Source organism: Actinomadura sp. ATCC 39365 (assembly GCF_054392275.1).
Window position 1 is genome coordinate 511487 of record NZ_CP184335.1, and the last position, 22760, is coordinate 534246.

Annotated in this window: 23 protein-coding genes; 12 read left to right on the forward strand and 11 right to left on the reverse strand. The window is 71.7% G+C overall.

Features of this window, described 5'->3' with window-relative positions:
* Positions 1-104: 104 nt before the first annotated feature.
* Genes ACNF49_RS02825 through ACNF49_RS02835 form a run of 3 tightly spaced genes read right to left on the reverse strand, consistent with a single transcriptional unit; the run spans position 105 to position 3039 of the window.
* Entirely contained in the window at positions 105-1028 is a 924-nt protein-coding gene (locus tag ACNF49_RS02825) for an alpha/beta fold hydrolase (RefSeq protein ID WP_482942706.1), read from the reverse strand.
* A gap of 41 nt (positions 1029-1069) precedes the next feature.
* A complete protein-coding gene (locus ACNF49_RS02830) occupies positions 1070-2143 on the reverse strand; it encodes a CapA family protein (RefSeq protein WP_482942707.1) in 1074 nt (357 codons plus the stop codon).
* Between the two features lie 59 nt (positions 2144-2202).
* Entirely contained in the window at positions 2203-3039 is an 837-nt protein-coding gene (locus tag ACNF49_RS02835) for a helix-turn-helix transcriptional regulator (RefSeq protein ID WP_482942708.1), read from the reverse strand.
* A 109-nt stretch (positions 3040-3148) separates the two neighbouring features.
* Between ACNF49_RS02835 and ACNF49_RS02840 the strand changes: the two genes are divergently transcribed.
* Positions 3149-4558: an MFS transporter gene (locus tag ACNF49_RS02840; protein ID WP_482942709.1), complete on the forward strand. Its 1410-nt coding sequence runs from the start codon at positions 3149-3151 to the stop codon at positions 4556-4558.
* Between the two features lie 297 nt (positions 4559-4855).
* Here ACNF49_RS02840 and ACNF49_RS02845 read toward each other — a convergent pair whose 3' ends face one another.
* Together ACNF49_RS02845 and ACNF49_RS02850 are read right to left on the reverse strand one after the other, a co-directional pair.
* Positions 4856-5080, reverse strand: a complete 225-nt coding sequence (locus tag ACNF49_RS02845) for a DUF397 domain-containing protein (protein WP_357966233.1) — start codon at positions 5078-5080, stop codon at positions 4856-4858.
* A 56-nt stretch (positions 5081-5136) separates the two neighbouring features.
* Positions 5137-6000, reverse strand: a complete 864-nt coding sequence (locus ACNF49_RS02850) for a helix-turn-helix domain-containing protein (protein WP_357966230.1) — start codon at positions 5998-6000, stop codon at positions 5137-5139.
* Between the two features lie 666 nt (positions 6001-6666).
* On the opposite strand from ACNF49_RS02850, the gene ACNF49_RS02855 reads away from it, so the two are divergent.
* The 6 genes from ACNF49_RS02855 to ACNF49_RS02880 all read left to right on the forward strand — a co-directional run bounded on the left by ACNF49_RS02855 (position 6667) and on the right by ACNF49_RS02880 (position 12276).
* Positions 6667-6882 (forward strand): hypothetical protein, encoded by a 216-nt coding sequence (locus tag ACNF49_RS02855; protein WP_357966227.1) that lies wholly within the window; start codon positions 6667-6669, stop codon positions 6880-6882.
* A 1-nt stretch (position 6883) separates the two neighbouring features.
* The gene (locus tag ACNF49_RS02860) at positions 6884-7534 is read left to right on the forward strand and encodes a hypothetical protein (RefSeq protein WP_482942710.1); all 651 of its coding nucleotides are present in this window, start codon (positions 6884-6886) and stop codon (positions 7532-7534) included.
* 119 nt (positions 7535-7653) lie between these two features.
* A complete protein-coding gene (locus ACNF49_RS02865) occupies positions 7654-9852 on the forward strand; it encodes a molybdopterin-dependent oxidoreductase (protein ID WP_357966222.1) in 2199 nt (732 codons plus the stop codon).
* A 1-nt stretch (position 9853) separates the two neighbouring features.
* Positions 9854-10465 (forward strand): HD domain-containing protein, encoded by a 612-nt coding sequence (locus tag ACNF49_RS02870; RefSeq protein ID WP_357966219.1) that lies wholly within the window; start codon positions 9854-9856, stop codon positions 10463-10465.
* Between the two features lie 120 nt (positions 10466-10585).
* Positions 10586-11407, forward strand: a complete 822-nt coding sequence (locus ACNF49_RS02875) for a Rieske (2Fe-2S) protein (protein ID WP_358009679.1) — start codon at positions 10586-10588, stop codon at positions 11405-11407.
* Between the two features lie 29 nt (positions 11408-11436).
* The gene (locus ACNF49_RS02880; protein ID WP_482942711.1) at positions 11437-12276 is read left to right on the forward strand and encodes an NAD(P)H-binding protein; all 840 of its coding nucleotides are present in this window, start codon (positions 11437-11439) and stop codon (positions 12274-12276) included.
* On the opposite strand, the gene ACNF49_RS02885 is transcribed toward ACNF49_RS02880, so the two are convergent.
* From ACNF49_RS02885 to ACNF49_RS02895, 3 genes are all read right to left on the reverse strand, one after another.
* On the reverse strand, positions 12273-12503 hold the full coding sequence (locus ACNF49_RS02885; RefSeq protein ID WP_352319104.1) for a DUF8836 family protein: 231 nt from the start codon (positions 12501-12503) through the stop codon (positions 12273-12275). The genes ACNF49_RS02880 and ACNF49_RS02885 overlap by 4 nt on opposite strands.
* A 51-nt stretch (positions 12504-12554) precedes the next feature.
* The gene (locus tag ACNF49_RS02890) at positions 12555-13481 is read right to left on the reverse strand and encodes an SPFH domain-containing protein (RefSeq protein WP_482942712.1); all 927 of its coding nucleotides are present in this window, start codon (positions 13479-13481) and stop codon (positions 12555-12557) included.
* Positions 13482-13576: 95 nt separating this feature from the next.
* On the reverse strand, positions 13577-14365 hold the full coding sequence (locus tag ACNF49_RS02895) for an ABC transporter ATP-binding protein (RefSeq protein ID WP_352319106.1): 789 nt from the start codon (positions 14363-14365) through the stop codon (positions 13577-13579).
* Positions 14366-14454: 89 nt separating this feature from the next.
* Here ACNF49_RS02895 and ACNF49_RS02900 point away from each other — a divergent pair, with 89 nt between their 5' ends.
* A complete protein-coding gene (locus ACNF49_RS02900) occupies positions 14455-15171 on the forward strand; it encodes an Rv1486c family protein (RefSeq protein WP_357966208.1) in 717 nt (238 codons plus the stop codon).
* A 29-nt stretch (positions 15172-15200) separates the two neighbouring features.
* Here ACNF49_RS02900 and ACNF49_RS02905 read toward each other — a convergent pair whose 3' ends face one another.
* On the reverse strand, positions 15201-15824 hold the full coding sequence (locus ACNF49_RS02905; protein WP_482942713.1) for a response regulator: 624 nt from the start codon (positions 15822-15824) through the stop codon (positions 15201-15203).
* Positions 15821-16939 carry a GAF domain-containing sensor histidine kinase gene (locus tag ACNF49_RS02910; protein ID WP_482942714.1) on the reverse strand — a complete coding sequence of 373 codons (1119 nt, stop codon included), beginning with the start codon at positions 16937-16939 and terminating at the stop codon, positions 15821-15823. The genes ACNF49_RS02905 and ACNF49_RS02910 overlap by 4 nt, the downstream gene beginning before the upstream one ends.
* Before the next feature lie 112 nt (positions 16940-17051).
* Between ACNF49_RS02910 and ACNF49_RS02915 the strand changes: the two genes are divergently transcribed.
* The 4 genes from ACNF49_RS02915 (at position 17052) to serB (ending at position 20678) form a co-directional block, all read left to right on the forward strand.
* Positions 17052-17708, forward strand: coding sequence for an SDR family NAD(P)-dependent oxidoreductase (locus tag ACNF49_RS02915; protein ID WP_357966201.1), 657 nt, complete (start codon positions 17052-17054; stop codon positions 17706-17708).
* On the forward strand, positions 17705-18715 hold the full coding sequence (locus tag ACNF49_RS02920; RefSeq protein ID WP_482942715.1) for an S-adenosylmethionine:tRNA ribosyltransferase-isomerase: 1011 nt from the start codon (positions 17705-17707) through the stop codon (positions 18713-18715). The genes ACNF49_RS02915 and ACNF49_RS02920 overlap by 4 nt, the downstream gene beginning before the upstream one ends.
* Before the next feature lie 96 nt (positions 18716-18811).
* Complete coding sequence (locus ACNF49_RS02925; RefSeq protein ID WP_482942716.1) at positions 18812-19387, forward strand: hypothetical protein; 576 nt, start codon at positions 18812-18814, stop codon at positions 19385-19387.
* A 73-nt stretch (positions 19388-19460) separates the two neighbouring features.
* Positions 19461-20678, forward strand: a complete 1218-nt coding sequence (gene serB / locus ACNF49_RS02930) for a phosphoserine phosphatase SerB (protein ID WP_482942717.1) — start codon at positions 19461-19463, stop codon at positions 20676-20678.
* Here serB and ACNF49_RS02935 read toward each other — a convergent pair.
* The gene (locus ACNF49_RS02935) at positions 20668-22755 is read right to left on the reverse strand and encodes an FUSC family protein (protein WP_482942718.1); all 2088 of its coding nucleotides are present in this window, start codon (positions 22753-22755) and stop codon (positions 20668-20670) included. The genes serB and ACNF49_RS02935 overlap by 11 nt on opposite strands.
* Between the last annotated feature and the right edge of the window lie 5 nt (positions 22756-22760).

Below are 22760 nucleotides of genomic sequence, written 5' to 3' on the forward strand. Positions count from 1 at the left end.
TTCGATAAATGTTCCCGGACGGCGACCGTCATATTGTTCAGCACAATCCCGGGACACTATATTGCGAGACGATATTTCGCGAATAATCTTCAATTCGAGCGATATCAGCGACGCCGGGCCGGGCCGGAGGCGTCGTCCCCGTGCGGCGGCGCCCGCCGCGCTCCCCTCGCCGCGGCGCCGCCCTCCACGTGCGTGACGAACTCGGCGATCAGCCCGGCGACGGCCGCGGGGTGGCTGCGCTGCGCCCAGTGGCCGGCCTCGATCGTGCGGCGCCACGGCCGGTCGGCCCACCGGGCGGTCGCCGCCAGCAGCGCCGGGGTGACGAACGGGTCCCAGCGGGCCTCGACGAGTTGCACCGGCACCCGCACGACCTCGGGCCCGGCGTCCCGCCGCCCGCCGAACATGTTGCGCCGGTAGAGCTCCAGCCCGTTGCGCGCGTCCCTGGCCAGGGTGTGCGCCGGATGCCCCGGCCGCGGCCCGACGCCGTCGGTGCGCCGCAACGTGCGCGCAAGGACGCGCGGCACGACCGTGCGCCACGCCAGCTCGGGCAGCACCGGCACCTGGAACGCGCCGATGTACCAGGAACGGGCGAGCTGCCTGAGCACCTCGCGCCGCCCGCCGTGCCGCATGAAGTGGGACACCTGCCGCAGCCCCGGCCCGCCGAGGCTGGTGAAGGAGGCCAGCCGGTCGCGCAGGCCGGGCGTGACGGTGGCCTCCCAGCCCTGGAGCGAGCCCCAGTCGTGGCCGGCGAGGTGGACCCGCGGCTTCCCGACGGACCCGATCACCGCGGCCAGGTCGGCCATCAGGTGGCCGAAGGCGTAGTGCCGGCGGTCGCGCGGCGCGGTGGAGGCGCCGGCGCCGCGCACGTCGTACCTGACCAGGTGGAAGCGGTCGCGCAGGAGGGCGGCGACCTCGTCCCAGACGCGGTGGGTGTCCGGGTAGCCGTGCAGCAGCAGGATCGTGGGTGCGGCGGGGTCGCCCTCCTCGAAGACCGCCAGCCGCACCCCGCCGGACTCGACCTGCCGCATGGCGACCTCCTATTGGACGAACTGTCCAGAGGATAGATCGATCATGGCCGCGCGGCCAGCCCCGAGCACGAGCGCAGCGCCTTCCAGTCGCTCACGGCCTGGGTCCTGGCCGTGCCCGTCATGGGGACCGGGATGCCGCCCTGGATCGTGGCCGGGGTCCACTGGTCCTTGAGCACCTTGCGGCCGTTGATCGTCAACGTCAGCACGCCGGTCCTGCCCGTCGTGCCCGGGGTGGAGTTGTAGAAGACGAAGTTGCCCATGCCGTAGCTGACGTAGGCGTTGTCCAGGTATCCGGCGCCGAGCAGGATGTGCGCGTGCCCGCCGACCACGACGTCGGCGCCCGCCGCGACCAGCTTGGGGGCGAGCGATCGCTGGGCCTCGTTGGGGCATTTCTGCATCTCGGTGCCCCAGTGCAGGTGCACGATGACGGTGTCGGAGTTCTTGCGCGCCTGGCGTACGGCCTTCAGCAGGCTCGCCTCGTCCTTGGCCGAGGCCAGTCCGCCCTTGTCGGCCGTGGCCGTCCACGACTGGATGAACTCGGCGTCGAGCACCTGCGTCGCGCCGATGATCGCCACCCGGTTGCCGTTCACCGTCTTGCGGAAGGGTTTGTAGGCCTGCGCGGCGTTCGCCCCGATGCCCACGATCGGGAACCTGCTGCGCTTGATGGCCGCCAGCGAGTCGGCCAGGCCGCTCTCCATGTAGTCCATGCCGTGGTTGTTGGCCATGGAGGCGACGTCCACCCCGGCCGCCTTGAGCGCGCTGAACGCGGTCGCCGGCGCGCGGAAGGTGAACTGCTTGCCGGGCGCGGGCGTCCCGGCGGTGGTGATGGCGGTCTCCAGGTTGACCATCGTCAGGTCGGCCTTGCGCAGCACGTTCGCGATGGGTCCGAGGGCGGTGCCCGGGTTGGCGAGCCTGCCGCGCAGGACGCCCTCGAAGTGCACGTCGCCGCCGAAGGAGATGGTGAACGGCCGGCGCGCGGGCTTCGGCTTCGAACTCGGCGACTCGGCCGCCTGCTGCTCGACCTGCTTGCTCTGCGGTTCTTTGTCAGGTGCCGACGAGCATGCCGCGAGGGAGGCGGCGACGACCAGCACCGGTAGGACACGGGGGAGTCTCATCTACCGCCATTTCCGCTCGATCCAGACTTTTACGGATCGAGCATTCTATGGGCGGCAGATTAGGACTTGGTATCACCACTTCCCATCAACCAGGTCAAAGCGGACCTGGTGGCCTCGTCCTTGGGGCTGTAGACGATCAGCCGCGTCTCGGGCGTGGCGGAGACGTTCAGGCTGGTCGTGCTGAAGCGGAGGTCGCCGGCGACCTCGTGCTTGAAGACCTTCACGCGGGGGCCCGGCTCGGCCACGTCCTGCCTGGCCCACATGCGGGCGAACTCGGCGCTCTCCGCGCTCAGCCGCCGCACGAAGTCCTGCCAGCAGGGGTCGTCGGCATGCCTGCTGTAGGCGCCCCTGAAGACCGCGACCGCGCGCGGCAGCTCCGACTCGCGGTTGACGAGCGTGGTCGGGGCATCCGTGTTGACGAACGTCTGCCACAACGAGTTCCGCTCGCCGTCCGGGGCCGCGACGACGTGCGGGAACAGGGCGGCGTAGGCGGCGTTCCAGGCCAGCAGGTCGGAACGGCTGTTGGCGACGGACGCGGGCATGTCGCCGAGCTGGTCGAGAATGCCCTGCATCTCCGGCGGCATGCGGCTGGCGTCGACGACGGCGGGGGCCTCGGCCTGGCCGGTGAGCCGGTAGAGGTGCTGGCGCTCGGCGGTGTCCAGCATGAGCGTACGGGCGACGGCGTCGATCACCTGGCCGCTGACGTTGATCGGCCGGCCCTGCTCCAGCCACGTGTACCAGGTGACGCCCACCCCGGCGAGCTGGGCGACCTCCTCGCGGCGCAACCCCGGCGTACGCCTGCGGGGGCCCGGCGCGAGGTTCACCATCTCGGGGGTGATGCGCTCCCGGCGAGTCCGGAGGAACGCCGCCAGGTCCGTACGTCTTGCCTCGGTCACGGTCACACCTCCACTATGGGGGCATCCGCGCACACTTATCCAGGTGCCGCCAATACCAGTATAAAGGGACTCTCGTTACTGGTATCGGGTTCGCACAATAATGAAACACATGACCGAATCCGCCACTGTCACCTCTCCTGTCCAGGTCACCCCACCGGACAGGGCCAAGGCCAGCGGTCTGCTCCTCGCAGTGATCCTCGTCGGGCAGTTCCTGGCCATCCTCAACGTCAACATCGTCAACGTGGCCACCCCGACCATCGAGGCGGACCTGCACTCCTCCGGCGCGGGGCTGCAGATGATCGTCGCCGGTTACACCATTGTCTATGCCGTCCTCTTGATCACCGGCGCCCGGATCGGCGACCTCTTCGGTTACCGCAACGCCTTCCTCGGCGGTCTGGCCGTGTTCACCGTCACCACGCTCGGCGCCGGCCTCGCGCCCTCGACGGGCTGGCTGATCGGCTTCCGCCTCGCGCAGGGCGCCGGCGCGGCCATGATGATGCCGCAGGTGCTGACCCTGATCCAGCGCAACTACCAGGGCGCGGCCCGCGGACGGGCGATCGGGCTCTGGTCACTGGTGATCAGCGGCGGCATCGTCGTGGGCCAGGCGCTCGGCGGCATCCTGCTCGGCTTCGGAGCCGGCTGGCGGGTGGTGTTCCTGGTGCTCGTGCCGGTCGGGGCGGTGCTGCTCGGCATCGGCATCCGCGCCCTGCCCGCCGACGAGGGCGGCGGCAGGACCGGGCTCGACCCGTGGGGCCTGGTGACCCTGTCGGCGGCCGTGCTGCTGTTCGTGGTGCCGCTGGTGCTCGGACGTGACCTGGGCTGGCCCGTCTGGGGCTGGGTCTCGATGGGGCTCAGTGTCGTGATGTTCGTGGCGTTCGTCCGGGTCGAGCGCTGGGTGACCGGTCGCGGCGGGCGTCCGCTGGTGGACGCCAAGGTGCTGGCCGCGCCCGGCATGCGTCCCGGCCTGGCGATCCTGCTGTTCGGCCCGGCGACCTGGGGCGCGTTCCTGTTCACCTCGGCTCTGCACCTGCAGGGCGACCTGCACCTCTCCCCGCTCGGCTCGGGCATGATGCTGGTGCCGTGCGCGCTCGCCTTCGGCATCGTCGGCCTGCTGTGGCCGCGGCTGCCCGCGGGGCTGCAGCGCCCGCTCGTCCCGGTCGGCTACGTGGTGGCCGCGCCCGCCTACCTCGGCCTCGGCCTCGCCGCCGACGGCGGCGTCCTGTACGCCGTCATGAGCGCCCTCATCGGCGCCGGGCTCGGCGTGCAGGTGGCGGTGACCAACATGGCGACCGAGCAGGTGGACGGCGCGTACGCGGCGGACGCGAGCGGCGCGCTGCTCACCGTGATGCAGCTCGGCCAGGTCATCGGCGTCTCGACCGTGGGCACCCTGTTCATCTCACTGAGCCAGGGCCACGGCACCGTCTCGGCCTCCCTCATGGCCGCCGTCGCGATGGCGGGCCTGGCCGTACTGGCGGGCCTGAGCAGCCTCTTCCTGATCCGCCGCCGGGCCGTACGCTGATCGGTGGGCTCGGCGTGCCCCAGGCCCTCGGCCGCGGAGTGAGCGGCACGGAGGCGTGCCGAGACGGGGTATGCGATGCTTCGGGGAGAGAGAGGCCCTGGGGCTTGGCGGTGCAAGGGCCAGGGCCGTTCGTCACCTCGGGCGGGCGCAGACCTTGATCACCCGGGTGGTCCTCATGCGATGATGTAGGCGTCTTCACTGCTCACAAGCTGGGCGACCGAAGTACGGTCGTGGCCGATCCGGCCTCGTCCCGAGCGGCCCTGCGAGGTTGTGCCACCAACTCGCCAGGGCCGCTTTTCACGCGCGGGCGGCCAGGGAGTCCAGGTCGAACTCACCGTCGCGCACGCCGGCCGTGAAGGCGGCCCACTCGGACGGCGTGAAGACGAGCACCGGGCCGTCCTGCACCTTGCTGTCCCGCAGGGCGACGTTGCCGTCGCCCAGAGGTGCAACCTCGACGCAAGAAGACGCTCCGTTGCAGAAGCTGCTCTTCCGCCAGGCCCGGATCGTAGTAGTGGTGTGCATTTTCTCCCCAAAAGGTATAAGCGGGCCCCATTGCCCGCCTACTGGGACCGCGCGCTCTAGCGCCGCCACAACATGGCCTTGCGTTGGATGAGTACGCGGGATTCGTCCTCGTCGAGTGCCTCTGCCCACATGTGGTCAAAAGCGTTCTCATAGCCGGCGACTCGTTCGAGGTCCTCTACGAAGTGAGCAGTGTACAAGTGCTCCAAATAGACGACATCGTCGAAACCGGTGAACTTCAGATGAATGAACGCCCCGGTATTGACCGGATGGAGCGAGTCCAGCGGCAACACCCGGACGTTGACGTGCGGCAACAGGGAGACCTCGATGAGGTGTTCCATCTGCTCCCGCATGACCGAGGGCTCCCCGAAGCGCCGCATCAGCACCGCTTCGTCGAGCACCACGTTGAGGCGGCAGGGATCGGGCCGGTGCAGAACCCGTTGCTGCCGGTCGAGGCGGGCCTCGACGCGACTGCGCACGCCGCTGTGCGTGATCCGGACGATTCCGCGCGCGGAGAGGATGACCTCTCGCGCGTAGTCCTCGGTCTGGAGGAGACCGGACACCAACTGGGGTTCCCAGTTGCGCTGAACCGTCGCCTCCGCCTCCAGCCCGAGAAGCCTGATGTACTCCTCGGGCAGGGAGTCTTCATAATCTTCCCACCACCCACGCTGCTCCGCATCTCGCAGGAGGCCGAAGAGTTCGTCAAGTCTGTCGACGTCGAGGCTGTAGAGCTCGCCCAACGCCTTGATGTCGGCGGCGCTGGGCATGGTCTTCGCGGCTTCGATGCGGCTGACCTTGCTGGCCGACCAGCCGAGCTCTCGCGCCGCCCGGGCCCCGGTGAACTTCCGTCGTTCGCGAAGGAGGCGCAACTCCTGGCCTAGGCGGAGCCTGCGCACTGTCGGACTGCCCTGCTGCGATGGCACCGTCCACTCTCCTTGTCGGGAATGAAGGTGTGGCGGGAACGGATCGTTTGGCAACCCGGTTTGTGGGCCGTTCACTCAATCTTACACTGCAACTTGCACGAATCCTGCCGCATGGGGTTGCTCGAAGGCTTTCACGGAGAGAGCGTGGGAGCAAGACAAGGCTTCGCGTAGGTATAGAGGTCAGGGGGAGGATTTACGGCCACCTCGGAGGCCCCTCAAGCCCCTGACAGAACACGTGCAAGTTGCACGGCAACTAGAACGGCAAACTGCGAAGAAACTTAATTCTTCCCTTGCTCGACGTATTGCAGCATCCCGGAAGGCGGAGGACGATCGAGCCAGGAGGGTTCTCGACCGACGAGGGGAGGCCGGGATGACGAAACGGCCCCGCCCGTCGAGCTCTCCGCTCACGATCGGGCGCCCGCGCGAGGGCCGCCTCACCGGCAACGGAGCCGTCCCGGATACGAATGTCCGCCCAAGGGAGGCCGCTTGCCGGAAGGACCGTCCCATCGCCTGAAAACGTGTCGCTCATCGGAGCACCAAGAAAATGCCGGGCCGAGACCGGATCCGCGTTCGCCGCATATGGGCTGCCACCCTGCGGCGGGACTGGACCCGACCTGCGACCCGGCGAAGAAGCCACCTCTGGAAATGCCGCGAAAGGGGTCTTCTATGTACTCACAAGGTACCAAGGGGCTCGGCCGAATCAAGTCCCGGATCCGGGATCTGCTCGCATATGCCGACCGCGAGATCTGCATGGAGCCGGACGAGTTCGCCATCTACCGGGGCTGGACGGTCACCAGGACGGGCTTCGGCGCCCGCTCCTACCGTGACCCGCGCTTCGACCAGCTCACGGTGGCGTCACGGGTGCCCGAGGAGGTGTCCTGACATGTCGAGGAACCCGCGCAACCAGATCTACCCGGCCGTCGAGGACCTCCCGGGCGCGGGCGGCGGGGGCCCGCTGGTGCGCATCTGGCGCGTCCGCAGCGAGCTCATGGCGCTGGGGGCGGTGGGGCTGTTCGTTCTCGCCCTGCTGGGCGCCGCGCGGGACGGCCACTGGGTGCCCTTCGTCCTGCTGAGCAGCGCCATCTCGGTGCCCGCCGCCACCAGGACCGGCCGCAACTGGGCCCTGGCCCACTTCTGGTGCGTGCTCTCCCGGCACCGCCTGCAGCGGGTCTGCCTGGAGACGACCATGCACACCCGGGCCGGACGGATCCCGCTGGTGCTCTGGATCACGCCGTCGGCCAGGGGCGAGAAGGCGCTGGTCATGACGCGGGCGGGCATCTCGGCCGAGGAGTTCGACGCGTACGCCGAGGAGATCGCGGCGGCCTGCTGGGCCAGGAGCGCCACCGTCCACAGGCACCGCGACCGGGCCCACCTGCTGATCGTGGAGATCGTCCGGCGGGACGAGCTGCCCGGCGTGACCGCACCCGGCCTGGAACGCCTGTACGGCCGCCGCTCCTGGACGCCGCTCCGGTCCGACCTGGAGGAGCCGCCCGATCTGCGCACGCCGCTGGCGTTGCCGCAGGTCGTCCGATGACCTAGGGAAACCGGGACATCTCCCTAGAAACAGCCCCGGGGACCGCGGGGGCTCCCGGGGCTTCCCCATGCGCACGGGACGGGCCAAGATGAGTTCACCTGGCGAACTCAGGAGTCGCGATGACCTCGACCGTCCACCGCACCTGTCCCCTCTGCGAGGCCGTCTGCGGCCTGACGCTCACCCTCGACGACGGCGGCCACGTCACCGGCGTCCGCGGCGACAGGGACGACCCTTTCAGCAAGGGGTTCATCTGCCCCAAGGGCGCGAGCCTGGGCCGCCTCGACGAGGACCCCGACCGCCTGCGCAAGCCGCTGATCCGCGAGGGCGACCAGTGGCGCGAGGCGAGCTGGGAGGAGGCGTTCGAGGCCGTCGGGCAGGGCCTGGCGCGCGTCACCGAGCGCTACGGACGCCGGTCGGTGGCGGTCTACCTGGGCAACCCCAACGCCCACACGATGGCCGGCGCCCTGTACGCCGGGCCGCTGATCAAGGCGCTCGGCACCCGGAACGTCTTCACCGCCGCCACCGCCGACCAGATGCCCAAGCACGTCGCCAGCGGCCTGATGTTCGGCCACCCGCTGGCCGTCCCGGTCCCCGACCTGGACCGGACCGACTTCCTGCTGATGCTGGGCGCCAACCCGCTGGAGTCGAACGGCTCGCTGTGCACCGCCCCCGACTTCCCCGGCCGGCTCAAGGCCCTGCGCCGGCGCGGCGGCAGGTTCGTCGTGGTGGACCCGCGCCGGACCAGGACGGCGGCGCTGGCCGACGAGCACGTCTTCGTCCGGCCGGGCTCGGACGCGTACCTGCTGTTCGGGATCGTGCACACGTTGTTCGCCGAGGACCTGGCCAGGCCGTGGCACGAGGTCAACGGGCTGGCCGAGGTGCGCGAGGCGGCCGAGCACTTCCCGCCGGAGGCGGTCTCCCGGCGTACCGGCGTACCGGCCGGGACGATCGTCCGGCTGGCCAGGGAGCTGGCCGGCGCGCGGACGGCCGCCGTGTACGCCAGGATCGGCACGTGCACGACCGAGTTCGGCACGCTGGCCCAGTGGCTCGTGGACGTGCTCAACGTGCTCACCGGCAACCTCGACCGGCCCGGCGGGGCCATGTTCCCCAAGCCGGCGACCGAGTTCGGGGCGCGGCGGCGGCCGTACACGGTGGGCCGGTGGCGCAGCCGGGTGCGGGGGCTGCCCGAGGCCAACGGTGAGCTGCCCGTGGCCACGCTGGCCGACGAGATCGAGACGCCGGGCGAGGGCCAGGTCAGGATGCTGGTCACGGTCGCGGGCAACCCGGTGTTGTCCGCGCCGCACGGCGACCGGCTGGAGGCGGCCTTCGCCGGGCTCGACTTCATGGTGAGCGTCGATCCGTACCTGAACGAGACCACCCGGCACGCGCACGTGATCCTGCCGCCGCCGCGCGTGCTGCAGTCGGGCCACTACGACTTCGCGCTGCTCGGGTTCGCCGTACGCAACTACGCCCGCTACTCGCGCCCCGCGCTGCCGCTGGACGGGCGGCCCAGCGAGGCCAGGATCCTGGCCGGACTGGCCGCGATCGCGGCCGGACTGGACGGGCCGGAAGCGGACCTGGACGAGTTCCTGATCGGCGAGATGCTGCGCAAGGCCGCGCAGACGCCCGGCTCCGGCGTCGAGGGGCACGACGTGGCCGGGCTGCGGGCCGCGCTGGAGGGCGAGACGGGCGCCGAGCGCAGGCTGGACCTCATGCTCAGGCTCGGCCCGTACGGCGAGTGGGCCGGCAAGGGCGACCTGTCGCTGCGCAAGCTGCTCGACCACCCGCACGGCCTGGACCTCGGCGCGCTGGAACCCCGGCTGCCCGAGGTGCTGAAGACCGCCTCCGGCGTGATCGAGCTGGCCCCGCCGCGACTCGTCGAGGACGTCGAGCGCCTGCGCGCCAGGCTTACGGAGGAACCGCCGGACATCGTCCTGATCGGGCGGCGGCACCTGCGTTCCAACAACAGCTGGCTGCACAACGTGGGCCCGCTGGTCGGCGGCACCAACACCTGCACGCTGCAGATCAACCCCGCCGACGTGGCCAGGCTCGGCCTGGCCGGCCAGGCCGTGGTCACCTCGGCCACCGGCAGCCTCACGGTGACGCTGGAGCCCACCGACACGATCATGCCGGGCGTGGTGAGCCTGCCGCACGGCTGGGGGCACGCGGGCAGCACCCAGCAGGTGGCGGCCCAACACGCCGGTGTCAACACGAACGTGCTGACGGACGAATCCGCCCTGGATATCCCAAGTGGTAACGCAGTGTTCAACGGAGTTCCGGTCACGATTTCACCAACCGGGGTGATCACCGCACATTAGGGTGTCGCGCGTGACTATCGCGCCAGAAGAGGACCGCCTGTACGCCCAGATCGCGTTCGCCGTCGAGATCGACAAGTTGAAGCGGATCATCCGCCGCAACCATCTGATCGACGGGTCGCGGCGGGAGAACTCCGCCGAGCACTCCTGGTACGTGGGCACGCTGGCGATGGTCCTCGGCGAGCACGCCCCGCCCGGAACGGACCTGCAGCGGGTGGTGGCGATGTTACTCGTGCACGACCTGGTCGAGATCGACGCCGGCGACACCTTCGTCTACGACCACGTGGCGGTCGCCGCCCAGGCCGCCGCCGAGACCGCCGCGGCCGACCGCATCTTTGGCCTGCTCCCCGGCGAGCAGGGCGCCCGGCTGCGGGAGCTCTGGGACGAGTTCGAGGCCAGGGAGACGCCGGAGGCCAGGTTCGCCAAGGCGCTCGACCGGTTCGCCCCGATCCTGGCCAACCACCACACCGAGGGCGGTACGTGGCCGCTGTTCAAGGTGACGGCCGGCGAGGTCCGGGAGAAGGTGCAAATCATCCAGGAGGGATCGCCCTCGCTCGGCGCGTACGCGCTGGAGCTGGTAGAACTCTCCGTGGCCAGGGGACACCTCTCCGAGTGATCCCGTCAAGGCCGGGGTAGGGGACTTGTCGTGAAAGAGACAGTGCGAGCGGGACGTCGGCAATTGCGGGGTTTCGTCGGTCCGGTTGACCTCGCCGATCGACTCGAGAAGTCGAAGGCGATGGACAAACCGATCCGGGGGCTGGCCAAGGTCGTACGCGAGCGCCTGCGTCAGGGCACTCTGCGCGACCTGCTGCACGGCGTGCCCACGGGGAAACCGCTGCACCCGCCGCTGGCCACGGTCACCCTCGGCTGCTGGCTGTCGGCCGCCGTGCTCGACCTGGCCCACGCCGACCCCAGGGCGAGCAGGCTGCTCCTGGCCACGGGCATCGGCAACGCGCTGCCCACGGCGGCGGCCGGGCTGACCGACTGGTCCTCGCTCCACCGCGAGCAGCAGCGCGTGGGCTTCGTGCACATGGCCGCCAACATGGCCGCCCTCGGCCTGATGTCGGCCTCGCTGGTGGCCCGGCTGCGCGGCGCCGAGCGGGCCGGGCGGATGTTGTCGTACGCGGGGCTCGGGCTGGGCGGGCTGGGCGGCTACCTCGGCGGCCACATGGCCTACCGCCAGGCCGCGGGGGCCAACCACGCGCCGCAGGTCACCCATCTCGTACCGCTGGGCTGGCACGACCTGTGCCCGCTCAAGGACCTGCCCGACGGCAGACCGGTCGCGCGCCGGCTCGGCTACATCCAGCTCTTCGTGCTGCGCCAGGGCGACGGGGTGACCGTGCTGGCCGACCGCTGCCCGCACCTGGCCGGTCCGCTGCACCAGGGCCGGCTGGTCATGGAGGACGGCGAGGCGTGCGTGGTCTGCCCGTGGCACAGCAGCACGTTCCGGCTGACGGACGGCTCGGTGAAACACGGTCCCGCGACCGCGCCCGCGCCCATGTTCGAGACCCGCATCCGCCGCGACGGCACGATCCAGGTACGGCCGGGGTTGACCTGAACTTAACTTGAGGTCCTACCGTCGGGGCCATGAGCAAAATTCTGGTGACCGGCGCGACCGGCAATGTGGGCAAACATGTGGTCTCCCAGCTCGCGGAGGCGGGCCTGGATGTACGGGCGCTGGTCAGGAACCCTGACAAGGCCCGGCTCCCCGAGGGCGTGGAGGCGGTGCGCGGCGACCTGACCGTGCCCGAGACCCTTGAACCGGCGCTGCGCGACGTCGAGAGCGTCTTCCTGCTGTGGCCCGGCTACTCCGAGGCGGCGACCGCGGACGCGGTGACGGCCATCGCCAGGCACGCCCGCCGCGTGGTCTACCTGTCCGCCGACGTCGAGGACCTGGCCGACGGCGAGGAGCCGACGCTGTTCCACCAGAGCGTCGAGCGGCTGATCCGGCACTCCGAGCTGGCCTGGACGTTCCTGCGGCCCGGCGGCTTCGCCGCCAACACGCTGGGCTGGGCCGGCCAGATCCGGCAGGGGGTCGTGCGCTGGCCGTTCGGGCAGGCGGTCAGGGCACTGATCCACGAGAAGGACATCGCCGCGGTGGCCGCGCACGTGCTCACCTCGGCCGGCCACACAGGCGGCAAGTACGTGCTCTCCGGCCCCGAACAGCTCACCCAGGCCGAGCAGGTGCGGATCATCGGCGAGGTGGCCGGGCACGAGGTGCGCTGGGAGGAGCAGCCGCTGGACGAGGCCCGCCGGCACCTGACGGCCGCCTGGGGCGATCCCGGGTTCGTGGAGAGCGCGCTGAAGGGCTGGGGGGCTGCGGTGCACAACCCGGAGCGGGTGACCGACACGGTGGAGCGGCTGCTCGGCCGGCCCGCGCTGACCTTCCGCCAGTGGGCCGAGGACCACGTGGCGGACTTCCGCTAGTCGTCCCCGGCGGCTTCGTCGGCCGGATGCTCCACGAGGGCGAGGATCCGGCTGGACATGAAGCGGGCCGTGCGTACCGGCGTGCCGCTCCGGGTGACCTCGCTCACCTCCACCAGCCCGCGCCGGTTGGCCACCTCGACGCGCCGGCCCGCGCGGGTGGCCGTGACCTCGTAGGTTCGCGGGGAGCCGCCCGCGTCGATGACGATCTCCACCCGATCACCCTTCATGTACTGATTTATACCCACTTAGTCCGGTATTTATCCGTACATGTGTTTGAGTTATCCTTCCGGGTTCTTCGGGGCGGGCGGGGCGAACAGCCCGCCCAGCCCTTCCAGCACCTTGCCCATCTCCGAGGGCACGATCCAGACCTTGTTGGCGTCGCCCTTGGCGATCTCGGGCAGGGTCTGGAGGTACTGGTAGGCCAGAAGTCCCTGGTCGGGCTTCCCGTCGTGGATGGCCTTGAACACCATGCCGATCGCGTCCGCCTGGCCCTTGGCGCGCATGGCCTGGGCCTCGGCGTCCGCCCGGGCCCGCAGCACGGCGGCCTCCGCCTCGCCCCTGGCGCGCAGCACGGCCGCCTGCTTGTCACCCTCGGCGGCCAGGATCGCCGCCTGGCGCTGCCCCTCGGCGGCGAGCACGGCGGCGCGCTTGTCCCGGTCGGCGCGCATCTGCTTCTCCATCGAGTCCTGGATGGAGACGGGCGGGTCGATGGCCTTCAGCTCGACCCTGTTGACCCGGATGCCCCACTTGCCGGTGGCCTCGTCGAGGCTGCCGCGCAGCTCGGTGTTGATCTCCTCGCGCGAGGTCAGCGTGCGTTCCAGGTCCATGCCGCCGACCACGTTGCGCAGCGTGGTGACGGTCAGCTGCTCGACGCCGATCAGGAAGTTCGCGATCTCGTACGTGGCCGCCTTGGGGTTGGTGACCTGGAAGTAGATGACCGTGTCGATCGACACCACCAGGTTGTCGGACGTGATCACCGGCTGCGGCGGGAACGAGACCACCTGTTCCCGCAGGTCGATCAGGTCTTTGATGCGGTCGACGAACGGGACCACCATGTTGAGCCCGGGCGTCAGCGTGCGGTGGTAGCGGCCCAGCCGTTCGATGATGGCGGCCGTGGCCTGCGGGATGATGCGGATGCTGCGGGCCACCACGAAACCCATCGCCGCGACCACGACGAGGGCGACGATGAGCTGCTCGGTCGACATGGCGAAGCTCCGGAGTCGAGGGGACCGACTCGGTGCATGATATTTCGTTTCACCTTTAGGCGACCGATATCCGCATAAATGGTGATCCAGTGAGGTCAGTGTGCCCTGGCGTACCAGCGGCCCTCGGCACTCCGGTCGAGCGTCAGCGGCACCCCGAACGTACGGGACAGGTTGTCGGCCGTCATCACGTGGTCGAGCGGCCCCTGCGCCACCACGGACCCGTGCCGCAGCAGCAGGCCGTGCGTGAACCCGCTCGGCACCTCCTCGACGTGATGCGTCACCAGCACCAGCGTCGGCGAGCGGTAGTCGCCGGCCAGCGCCGACAGCCGGCGCACCAAATCTTCCCTGCCACCCAGGTCGAGGCCGGCGGCCGGCTCGTCGAGCAGGAGCATCTCGGGGTCGGGCATGAGCGCGCGGGCGATCTGCACCCGCTTGCGCTCGCCCTCGGACAGCGTGCCGAACCGCCGCCTGATCAGGTGGGCCGCGCCCATCATGTCGATCAGCTCGACGGCCCTGGTCACGTCGTTGGAGTCGTACTCCTCCGTCCAGCGGCCCATGATGGCGTACGAGGCGGTCAGGACGAGGTCGATGACCTTCTCCTCCGGCGGGATGCGCTCGGCCAGCGCGGCGCTCGCCAGCCCGATGCGCGGCCGCAGGTCGAACACGTCGGTCTGCCCCAGCCGCTCCCCCAGCACCTCGACCACGCCCTCGGTCGGATAGAGCAACGTCGCGGCGACCTGCAACAACGTGGTCTTGCCCGCGCCGTTGGGACCGATGACGACCCAGCGCTCGTCCTCGTTGACCGTCCAGTCGATGCCGCGCAGCAGGGCCGCTCCGTCGCGCCTGACGGCGACGTCCTGGAGCCGCAGCACCTGACCACCCATCCCCGTTCCCTCCTTTGGAGTCACCCTGGAGACCTTTGGAGTCACCCTGGGGACAAACCTATTGCAGGGCGAGCGCTTATCGTGGATCGGTGCACCCTGAATCACCTGTCTGTCCCTCGCTCGTCGCCTGGGGCAACGCGTGGCTCTCCGGTCACGTCGGCCTCGACGAGGCGGCTGACCACGTGGAAGCCGTCGCGGGGCCCGTCGTCGCCGGTGACGTGCCGCTGCGTAAATACCTCGCAAACCTGCGGTCCGACGGTCTGCACGAGTTCCGGCTCGCCCTTCCCGCGCCCGGCGACCCGCTGGGGCTGTCCGGGCCGGCGACGTTCAACTCCTCCGCCGTCGAGGCCGGGCAGGCCGCGGTCGCCGTGCTGCGCGACCGGCGGCTCGGCCTGGTGCCCGTCCCCGACCGGCGCGGCTCCTCGTACGTGGGGACCCGCCTGGAGGTGCACGACGCCGGGCCCGTACGCCAGGACCTGCCGTCGCTGGCCGAGGCCGAGCACGAGCTGTCGTCGGCCATGCGCGCCGCCACCGAGGCGCTGACCGGCGTCGACGGCCCGGCCCAGGCCCGCCCCGACCGGTCGCAGCGCGGCGGCGAGCTGGCCCCCGGCTACCCGGCCCGCGCCCACCGCGTCTCCACGCTGGCCACCCGGCTGGCCGCCGTACTCGTCCTGGCCGACGACCGCGGGCTCACCTCGACCCAGGTCGCGGCCAGGGCCGCGGCCCTGCGGGAGCTCGACCGGGCCGTCCGCCGCGCCCTGGTGGCCGCCCATCACGCCATCTTCGAGCCGGTACGCCACTCGTAGGCGGCTTGCGGGCCCCGACCGGCCGAGAGTCAGGCCAGGCCGTGCCGGACGGCGTACAGCGCGGCCTGGGTCCGGTCCTGGACGCCCAGCTTCATCAGCACGTTCGACACATGGGTCTTGACCGTCTTCTCCGCGACGGCGAGGCTCCGCGCGATCTCCCTGTTGGACCGCCCGGCCGCGATCAGGGCGAGCACCTCGCGCTCGCGCTCGGTCAGCGGCGCCGGCCCCGGCACGGCGGCCGCGGGCGCCGGGGCGGACAACATCGCCTCGGCCGCCTCCGGCGCGAGCAGCACCTGACCGTGGTGCACCGCGCGCACGGCCTGGACCAGCGCGGACGGATCGACGTCCTTGTAGAGGAAGCCCGCGGCCCCCGCCCGCATCGCCGGGCCGACGTCGGACCGGTCGCTCACGGACGTCAGCACCACCACCCGCGTGGCCGAGCCGGCCAGCCGCTCCAGCGCGCCTAGCCCGTCGAGCACCGGCATCTTCAGGTCGAGCAGCAGCACGTCGGGCGTCAGCTCGCCGACCAGCTCCACGGCCTGCGCGCCGTCGGCCGCCTCGCCGACGACGGTGATGTCGTCCTGGAGGTCGAGGAACGTCCGCAGCCCCTGCCGGACCACCGGATGATCGTCGGCGATCAGCACCCGGATCACACGCCCACCTCCACGCGTACGGCGGTCCCCTGGCCGGGGGCCGAGGAGACCGTCATGACACCGCCGACCGACTCCGCCCGGTCGCGCATCGACACCAGGCCCAGGCCGTGCGACTCCCCCTGCTCGAAGCCGTCGCCGTCGTCGTGGACGGTCAGCGCCAGCCCTCCGCCGTCGAGGACCAGGCGTACGGACACCCGTGAGGCCCCGGAGTGCCTGAGCGCGTTGTGCAGCGCCTCCTGGGCCACCCGCAGCACCGCCACCTCCACCGCCGAGTCGAGCGGCGGCAGCTCGTCGCACTCGAAGGTGACCAGCGCGGGATGGAGCCGGTCGAGCATGCGCACGTGCTTGCGCAACGTCTCGGCGAGCCCGTGGCGGTCGAGCTCGGCCGGGCGCAGCTCGACGATCACCGCGCGCAGCTCCGACAGCGCCTCCCCGGCCAGACGCTGGACGCGTTCGAGCTCGGCGTGCGCCTTCTCGGGGGCCTTGTCCAGCATGGTGGCGGCGGCCTGGGCGGTCAGCCGGAGCGAGAACAGCTTCTGGGTGACCGCGTCGTGCAGCTCGCGGGCCACCCGGTTGCGCTCCTCCAGCATGGCCAGCTCGCGCCCGCGCTCGTAGAGCCTGGCGTTGGTGAGCGCGATGGCGGCGTGCGCGGCGAACAGCGTCAGCAGCTCCTGGTCCTCCTGCGTGAACCCGCCGGGGGTGCGCTTGTTGGCCAGGAAGATGATGCCGATCACCTGGTCGGCGTCGCGGATCGGGACGCCGAGGAAGTCCTTCATCACCGGGTGCGCCTTCGGCCACCACTCGAACCGCGGGTCCTCCCGCAGGTCGGGCAGCCGGGCCGGGGTGCCTTCGCGGAGCATCGCGCCGAGCATGCCGTGCTGCCTGGGCAGCGGGCCGATGGCCTCCCACTGCTTGTCGGTGAGGCCCTCGGCGACGAACTCGGCGAACGAGCCGTCGTCGTCGGGCACGCCGAGGGCGGCGTAGCGGGCGTCGAGGAGGCGCTGCGCCGACCGTACGATGACCTGGAGCACCTCGCGGACCGACAGATGGCGGGTGACCGCGAGCACGGCGGAGCTCACCGCCTGCAGGATCTCGTCTCGGTCGGGTGAGCTCACGGACCCACTCTAGGGTCCCGGTCCAGGGGCGGAGTCCTAGGACGATGTGCCCAGGCGGGAGCGGGCCCTGCGGCCGATGCCGGCGCGGCGCGCCGATCCTAGCGTCGATGTCATGACGAACACCGCTCTCATCACCGGCGCCTCCCGCGGCCTCGGCCTCGCCCTGGCGAGGTCCCTGGCGGAGGCGGGCTGGAACCTCGTGCTCACCGCCCGCGGCGCGGACGAGCTGCGCCGGGTCGCCGACGAGCTGGGCGCCACCGCGATCCCCGGCGACGTGACCGACCCCGAGCACGTCGCGCGGCTGGGACAGGCCGTGCCCGAGCTGGACCTCCTGGTCAACAACGCAAGCGACCTCGGGGTGACCCCGTTGCCGCCGCTGGCGGGCTATCCGCTGGAGGCGTTCCGGGTCCTGCTGGAGACGAACGTGACCGCGCCGCTCGCGCTCATCCAGGCCACGCTGCCCGCCCTGCGCGCGGCCGGCGGGGCCGTCGTCAACATCACCTCCGACGCCGCCACCGGCGCCTACGAGGGCTGGGGCGGCTACGGCGCGACCAAGGCCGCCCTGGAGCAGCTGTCGAACGTGCTGGCCGCCGAGGAGCCCGGCCTGCGGGTCTGGTGGGCCGATCCCGGGGAGATGAACACCCGCATGCTCGCCGACGCCGTCGGGGTGGCGGAGGCGTCGTCGGCCACCGACCCCGCCAAGGTGGCCGCGGCGCTGCGCGACCTGGTCACGTCCCGGCCGGCCGGCGGGAAGGTGAGCCTGCAATGACCGCGCTGCTGGACTTCGCGCTGCCCGCCGACCTGTCGGCCCACGAGCCGCCCGAGGCGCGCGGGCTGGCCAGGGACGCGGTGCGCCTGATGGTCTCGCGCGGCGAGGCCGAGCCCGCCCACCACCGGTTCGGTGACCTGCCCGGACTGCTCGACCCCGGCGACCTGATCGTGGTCAACAACTCCGCGACGCTGCCCGCCGCGGTCCGGCTCGACCGGCTCGCGGTGCACTTCTCGACCGCCCGCGAGGACGGCACCTGGCTGGTCGAGCTGCGCCGCAGGACGGCCAAGGCGTCCGAGCCGTACGGGGGCGGCGAGCCGGGCGAGTGGCTGCCGCTGCCCGGCCGGGCCACGCTGCGGCTGATCGAACGGGAGACGCCGCGGCTGTGGCGGGCGCTGCTGGACCGGGACGTGCTGCCGTACCTGCGCGAGCACGGCTCTCCGATCCGCTATTCGTACGTGCCGGCCGACTGGCCCATCGACGCCTACCAGACGGTGTTCGCCACCGTGCCGGGCAGCGCGGAGATGCCGAGCGCGGCCCGGCCGTTCACTCCCGAGCTGGTCACCGCGCTGGTCTCGCGGGGCGTGACGATCGCGCCCGTCACGCTGCACACCGGCGTGGCCTCGCCCGAGAAGGACGAGCGGCCCTACGCCGAGCGGTACGAGGTGCCCGCCGCCACCGCCCGGCTGGTCAACCTGACCCGGCGGAACGGCGGCCGGGTGGTCGCCGCGGGCACGACCGTCGTACGCGCCCTGGAGACCGCCGTGGGCCCGGACGGCCAGGTCGGCGCCGCCTCCGGCTGGACCGGCCACGTAGTCACCCCGGCCACCGGCGTACGGGCGGTCACCGGGCTCATCACCGGCTTGCACGAACCGCGCTCCAGCCACCTGCTCATGCTGACGGCGATCGCCGGCGAGAAGGCGCTGGCACGCGCGTACGAAGAGGCGCTGCGGAAGGGATATCTGTGGCACGAGTTTGGCGACACGCACTTGATTCTGGATAAATAAGCTTTACATGGATTTTGCCCTCGTGATAGGAACAGCCGACATTTACGGGGGCTTGTTCGTGCGCGTCCCCGTGCCACTTCCTCTCCGGAGACGTTAATGCGCAACTCCCTCACTAAGGTCGCCTCGCTGGCTTTGCTGGCCGGTGCGCTGATTGTCCCGGCGGTGCCCGCGTCCGCCACGACGACCACCGCCGCCCACGCCGCCAAGACCGCCGACGCCCCGTTCGCGGTCTTCGACATCAAGCTGCAGGCGTCGAAGACCGCCAAGGCGGGCGGCCAGATCAGGTACAGCCTCAAGGCCACCAACACCGGCCCGTTCTCGGCCGACGCCTGGTTCGTGGGCGGCCAGTTCCCGAAGGGCGTGGACCTGCGCAGGGTCCGCTACGACGCTCCGAAGGGCACCGTCTGCAGCCTCGACGGCCGCGCCCTGTACTGCAGCGTCCCCTACGTCCTGGAGAAGAAGGACTGGGTCCGCCTCGACTTCTACGCGAAGCTGAAGAAGAACGCCACGGGCACGCAGAAGGCGACCCTCGGCGTGGTCTCCTACGACGTCCAGCAGGGCATGTGGGACCAGGAGAAGGGCACGTGGGCGCTGGCCGAGGAGGAGCTGGAGCGCGTCGGCGTCCCCGTGCACGGCTACGCCAAGACCGCCAAGACCAGGATCGTCCGCTAGTCACGCTGCGCCCGTGTCCGAATGGCGAGCCTGCTGCGCGGGCACCGGACCGGGCGCAGTACCGTGGCTGGATGTGGACCAGCGCACCCTCCTGATCACCCTGACCGGCCCCGACCGGCCCGGTGTCACCTCCAGGCTCTTCTCCGTGCTGTCCGGGTTCCCGGTGACGGTCGCGGACATCGAACAGGTCGTCATCCGCGGCAGGCTCACGCTCGGCGTGCTCGTCGCGTACGCCGGCGGCCCGTCCACCGGCACGGGCACCACCCTCGGCGCGATGTGGACCGCCGTCGAACGGGTGGCCGAAGACCTCGGCATGGAGGTCGAGCTCTCCACCGGCTCCCAGGCCAAGGAACAGCGCCGCCGCGGCCGCCTGTCGGTCAGCGTGCTGGGCGCCACCCTCCAGCCCGCCGCCATCGCGGGCATCGCCGGCCGCATCGCCGCCGCCGGCGCCAACATCGACCGCATCGAACGCCTCGCCCAGTGGCCCGTCACCTGCATCGAGCTGTCGGTGTCCGGCGCCAACCCGACCGCCCTGCGCGTCGAGCTGGCCGCCGAGGCCGCCGCCCAGGAGGTCGACGTCGCCGTCCAGCGCACCGGCCTGTCCCGCCGGGCCAAGCGGCTCATCGTCATGGACGTCGACTCCACCCTCATCCAGGGCGAGGTCATCGAGCTGCTGGCCGCGCACGCCGGCTGCCTCGACGAGGTCGCCCGGGTCACCGAGCAGGCCATGCGCGGCGAGCTCGACTTCGCCGAGTCGCTGCGCCGCCGGGTCGCGCTGCTCGAAGGGCTGCCGGCCGAGGTGTTCGAGCAGGTGCGCCAGGAGGTCGTGCTCACCCCGGGCGCCCGCACCCTCGTCCGTACGCTCAAGCGCCTCGACTACCGCTTCGCCATCGTCAGCGGCGGCTTCACCCAGATCACCGACGCCCTGGTCGAGGAGCTGGGCATCGACTACTCGGCGGCGAACGTCCTGGAGGTCATCGACGGGAAGCTCACCGGGCGGGTCATCGGCGAGATCGTCGACCGGCCGGGCAAGGCGCGCGCGCTGGAGCGGTTCGCCAAAGAGGCCAGGCTGCCCATCTCCCAGACGGTGGCCATCGGCGACGGCGCCAACGACCTCGACATGATCGCCGCGGCCGGGCTGGGCATCGCCTTCAACGCCAAGCCTGTCGTCCGGCAGGCGGCCGACACCGCGGTCAACACGCCCTACCTCGACTCGATCCTCTACCTCCTCGGCATCTCCAGGGACGAGGTCGAGGCCGCCGACGCCGAGGACGGCGTACTCACGTCCTGAACCGGGCGGTGACCTCGGCGGCCAGGTCGAGCGCGTCCTTGCAGAGCGACCTGAGCGCCGGATGGGCGGTCACCGCGTGCCGCAGCCGCCTGCGCACGGCCGTGCCCTCCCCCGCCGCCGCCTCCTCCATCAGCGAGCTGACCTCCCGCGCCACCTCGTCGAGCTGCGACTCGAACGCGTCGGCGGCGGGCGGCGGCTCGCGCTCCCGTACGGCCTGCCCCACGGCGTCCAGCCGGTCGGCCACCGCGTCGAGCACGCCGGCGGTGGCGTCCGAACCGGGCTCGGCCCCGCGCAGCACGGCGCCGAGCAGGATCGCGTCGTCCCTCAGCTTCCTGGCCAGCGTCAGCGCGGCCCGCAGCTCGGCCGGCGCCCGGCCGCCCGGCTCCTTGTCCAGCTTGTCCAGCGACTCGCGCAGCCGGTCGGCCGCGGTCCCTGCCGACTCCGTACGGTCGGGCAGCCGGTCCAGGTCGCCCTCGGCCAGCGCGCGGACGAGGTGGGCGTGCTCGCGCAGCAGCTCGGCGGCCAGGCCGCGCAGCCGTCCCGACTGGCCGCGCGGCCACAGCAGCCGGGCCGCCGCCAGCGCCAGCACGCCGCCGCCCGCGGTGAGCGCCAGCCTGATCCCCGCCGCCTCCCAGTCGAGCCGGGTCGAGAAGTCGGTGAGCATCATGGCCAGCGGCGTCGCGAAGACCGACCAGTAGCCGTAGCTCACCTCGCGCAGGGCGAACCCGAGCGTGCCGAACACCAGCACCGTCCCCACGATCGTGTACGGCCCCGGCACCGCCGCCAGGATCAGCGCCGCCCCGGCGGCCCCCGCCACGGTGCCGGCCACCCGCAGCACCACCCGCTCGACGGTGTCCCCGTAGGTGGGCCGCACCGCCAGCAGCACGGTGAACACGAACCACTTGCCGTACTGCTCGTGCACCCCCAGCATCAGCGCCATCGCCACGGCGGCGGTGAGCCCCAGCCGCCCGGCGTGCTCGGGCCCCGAGCCTCCCGGCGGCGGCTTCCACGGCAGCCGGGGGAACAGCCGGCGGCCCGCCGGAGGCGTTCCGGGCAGCCCGGACAGCCCGGGCAGCAGCCCGCGGCCCGCGGGCGGCACGTGCCGGGCGGCCAGGAGGCCGACCGTGCGCACCCCCACCGCGATCCGGTCCAGGCAGCGCCGGGCCTGCCCGAGCACCGCGCCGCTGCGCAGCGCCGCCGGGTCGCCGCCGGGCTCGCGCGCGTCCAGGCGTTCGGCGTAGTCGGCGGTGACGGCCAGCGCCTCCACCACCCCGGCCCGCCGCCCGTCCGCGGCCTCCCGCAGGTCCGCGGCCAGCGTCGTGGCCACGTCGTCGATGCCGTCCTGCTCGTCCGGGGCCGCCGCGCGCAGGGCGCGCAGCGCCACCGTCTCGTGGAAGATCCGGACCAGCGCCTCGACGTACGCGTCGGCGGACCGGCCGGCCGCGTCCATGCTCTCGAACGCCGCCGACGCCGTGGCCGCGGTCTCCAGGGCCTTGGACGCGCGTTCTCTGCGGTCGTCCCAGTCGTCGCCGGCGAGCCCGTCGAGCAGGCCGGCCACGGCGCGGACGGCCTCGCCCAGCGCCGTCGCCAGCGGGTCGAACCGGCGCAACGGCCACAGGGCCAGGGCCAGCACGGCGTACAGGAGGCCGCCGAACACCATCAGCTCGGGCGGCCCGAAACCTGCGGGCACCGCCAGGTAGAAGCCGGTGACCAGGGCGAACGCGGGCGGCGTCCCCACCGTGCGCCACCTGCCGCCCGCCGCGGCGACCGCCCCGAGCGCCAGCACCGCCCACCAGGGCCGGTCCGCCAGGTACAGGCCCAGCCAGCACCCGCCAGCGATCAGCACGATCTTGATGGCCATGGACCGCGCCCGCGCCGCGTACGGCTGCCCGTACGTGTCCCCGAACGCCGTCAGATAGGCCCCGAGTGCCAGGAACGCCCCTGACTGGGACCTGCCCGCCAGCACCCCGGCCAGCAGCGGCCCGGCCACCGCGAGCCCGCACAGCAACCCGTACCCCCAGGGCGGACGCGCGGGCAGCGAGAAGCCGTCACGCAGCGCTCTGGCGGCCCCCCGCATAGGCG

Bases quoted from the DNA above. Each gene is read 5' to 3' on its own strand.
- ACNF49_RS02825 (WP_482942706.1), bottom strand. From the start codon at position 1,028: ATGCGGCAGGTCGAGTCCGGCGGGGTGCGGCTGGCGGTCTTCGAGGAG.
- ACNF49_RS02830 (WP_482942707.1), bottom strand. From the start codon at position 2,143: ATGAGACTCCCCCGTGTCCTACCGGTGCTGGTCGTCGCCGCCTCCCTC.
- ACNF49_RS02840 (WP_482942709.1), top strand. From the start codon at position 3,149: ATGACCGAATCCGCCACTGTCACCTCTCCTGTCCAGGTCACCCCACCG.
- ACNF49_RS02845 (WP_357966233.1), bottom strand. From the start codon at position 5,080: ATGCACACCACTACTACGATCCGGGCCTGGCGGAAGAGCAGCTTCTGC.
- ACNF49_RS02855 (WP_357966227.1), top strand. From the start codon at position 6,667: ATGTACTCACAAGGTACCAAGGGGCTCGGCCGAATCAAGTCCCGGATC.
- ACNF49_RS02860 (WP_482942710.1), top strand. From the start codon at position 6,884: ATGTCGAGGAACCCGCGCAACCAGATCTACCCGGCCGTCGAGGACCTC.
- ACNF49_RS02865 (WP_357966222.1), top strand. From the start codon at position 7,654: ATGACCTCGACCGTCCACCGCACCTGTCCCCTCTGCGAGGCCGTCTGC.
- ACNF49_RS02875 (WP_358009679.1), top strand. From the start codon at position 10,586: ATGGACAAACCGATCCGGGGGCTGGCCAAGGTCGTACGCGAGCGCCTG.
- ACNF49_RS02880 (WP_482942711.1), top strand. From the start codon at position 11,437: ATGAGCAAAATTCTGGTGACCGGCGCGACCGGCAATGTGGGCAAACAT.
- ACNF49_RS02885 (WP_352319104.1), bottom strand. From the start codon at position 12,503: ATGAAGGGTGATCGGGTGGAGATCGTCATCGACGCGGGCGGCTCCCCG.
- ACNF49_RS02890 (WP_482942712.1), bottom strand. From the start codon at position 13,481: ATGTCGACCGAGCAGCTCATCGTCGCCCTCGTCGTGGTCGCGGCGATG.
- ACNF49_RS02895 (WP_352319106.1), bottom strand. From the start codon at position 14,365: ATGGGTGGTCAGGTGCTGCGGCTCCAGGACGTCGCCGTCAGGCGCGAC.
- ACNF49_RS02915 (WP_357966201.1), top strand. From the start codon at position 17,052: ATGACGAACACCGCTCTCATCACCGGCGCCTCCCGCGGCCTCGGCCTC.
- ACNF49_RS02920 (WP_482942715.1), top strand. From the start codon at position 17,705: ATGACCGCGCTGCTGGACTTCGCGCTGCCCGCCGACCTGTCGGCCCAC.
- ACNF49_RS02925 (WP_482942716.1), top strand. From the start codon at position 18,812: ATGCGCAACTCCCTCACTAAGGTCGCCTCGCTGGCTTTGCTGGCCGGT.
- ACNF49_RS02935 (WP_482942718.1), bottom strand. From the start codon at position 22,755: ATGCGGGGGGCCGCCAGAGCGCTGCGTGACGGCTTCTCGCTGCCCGCG.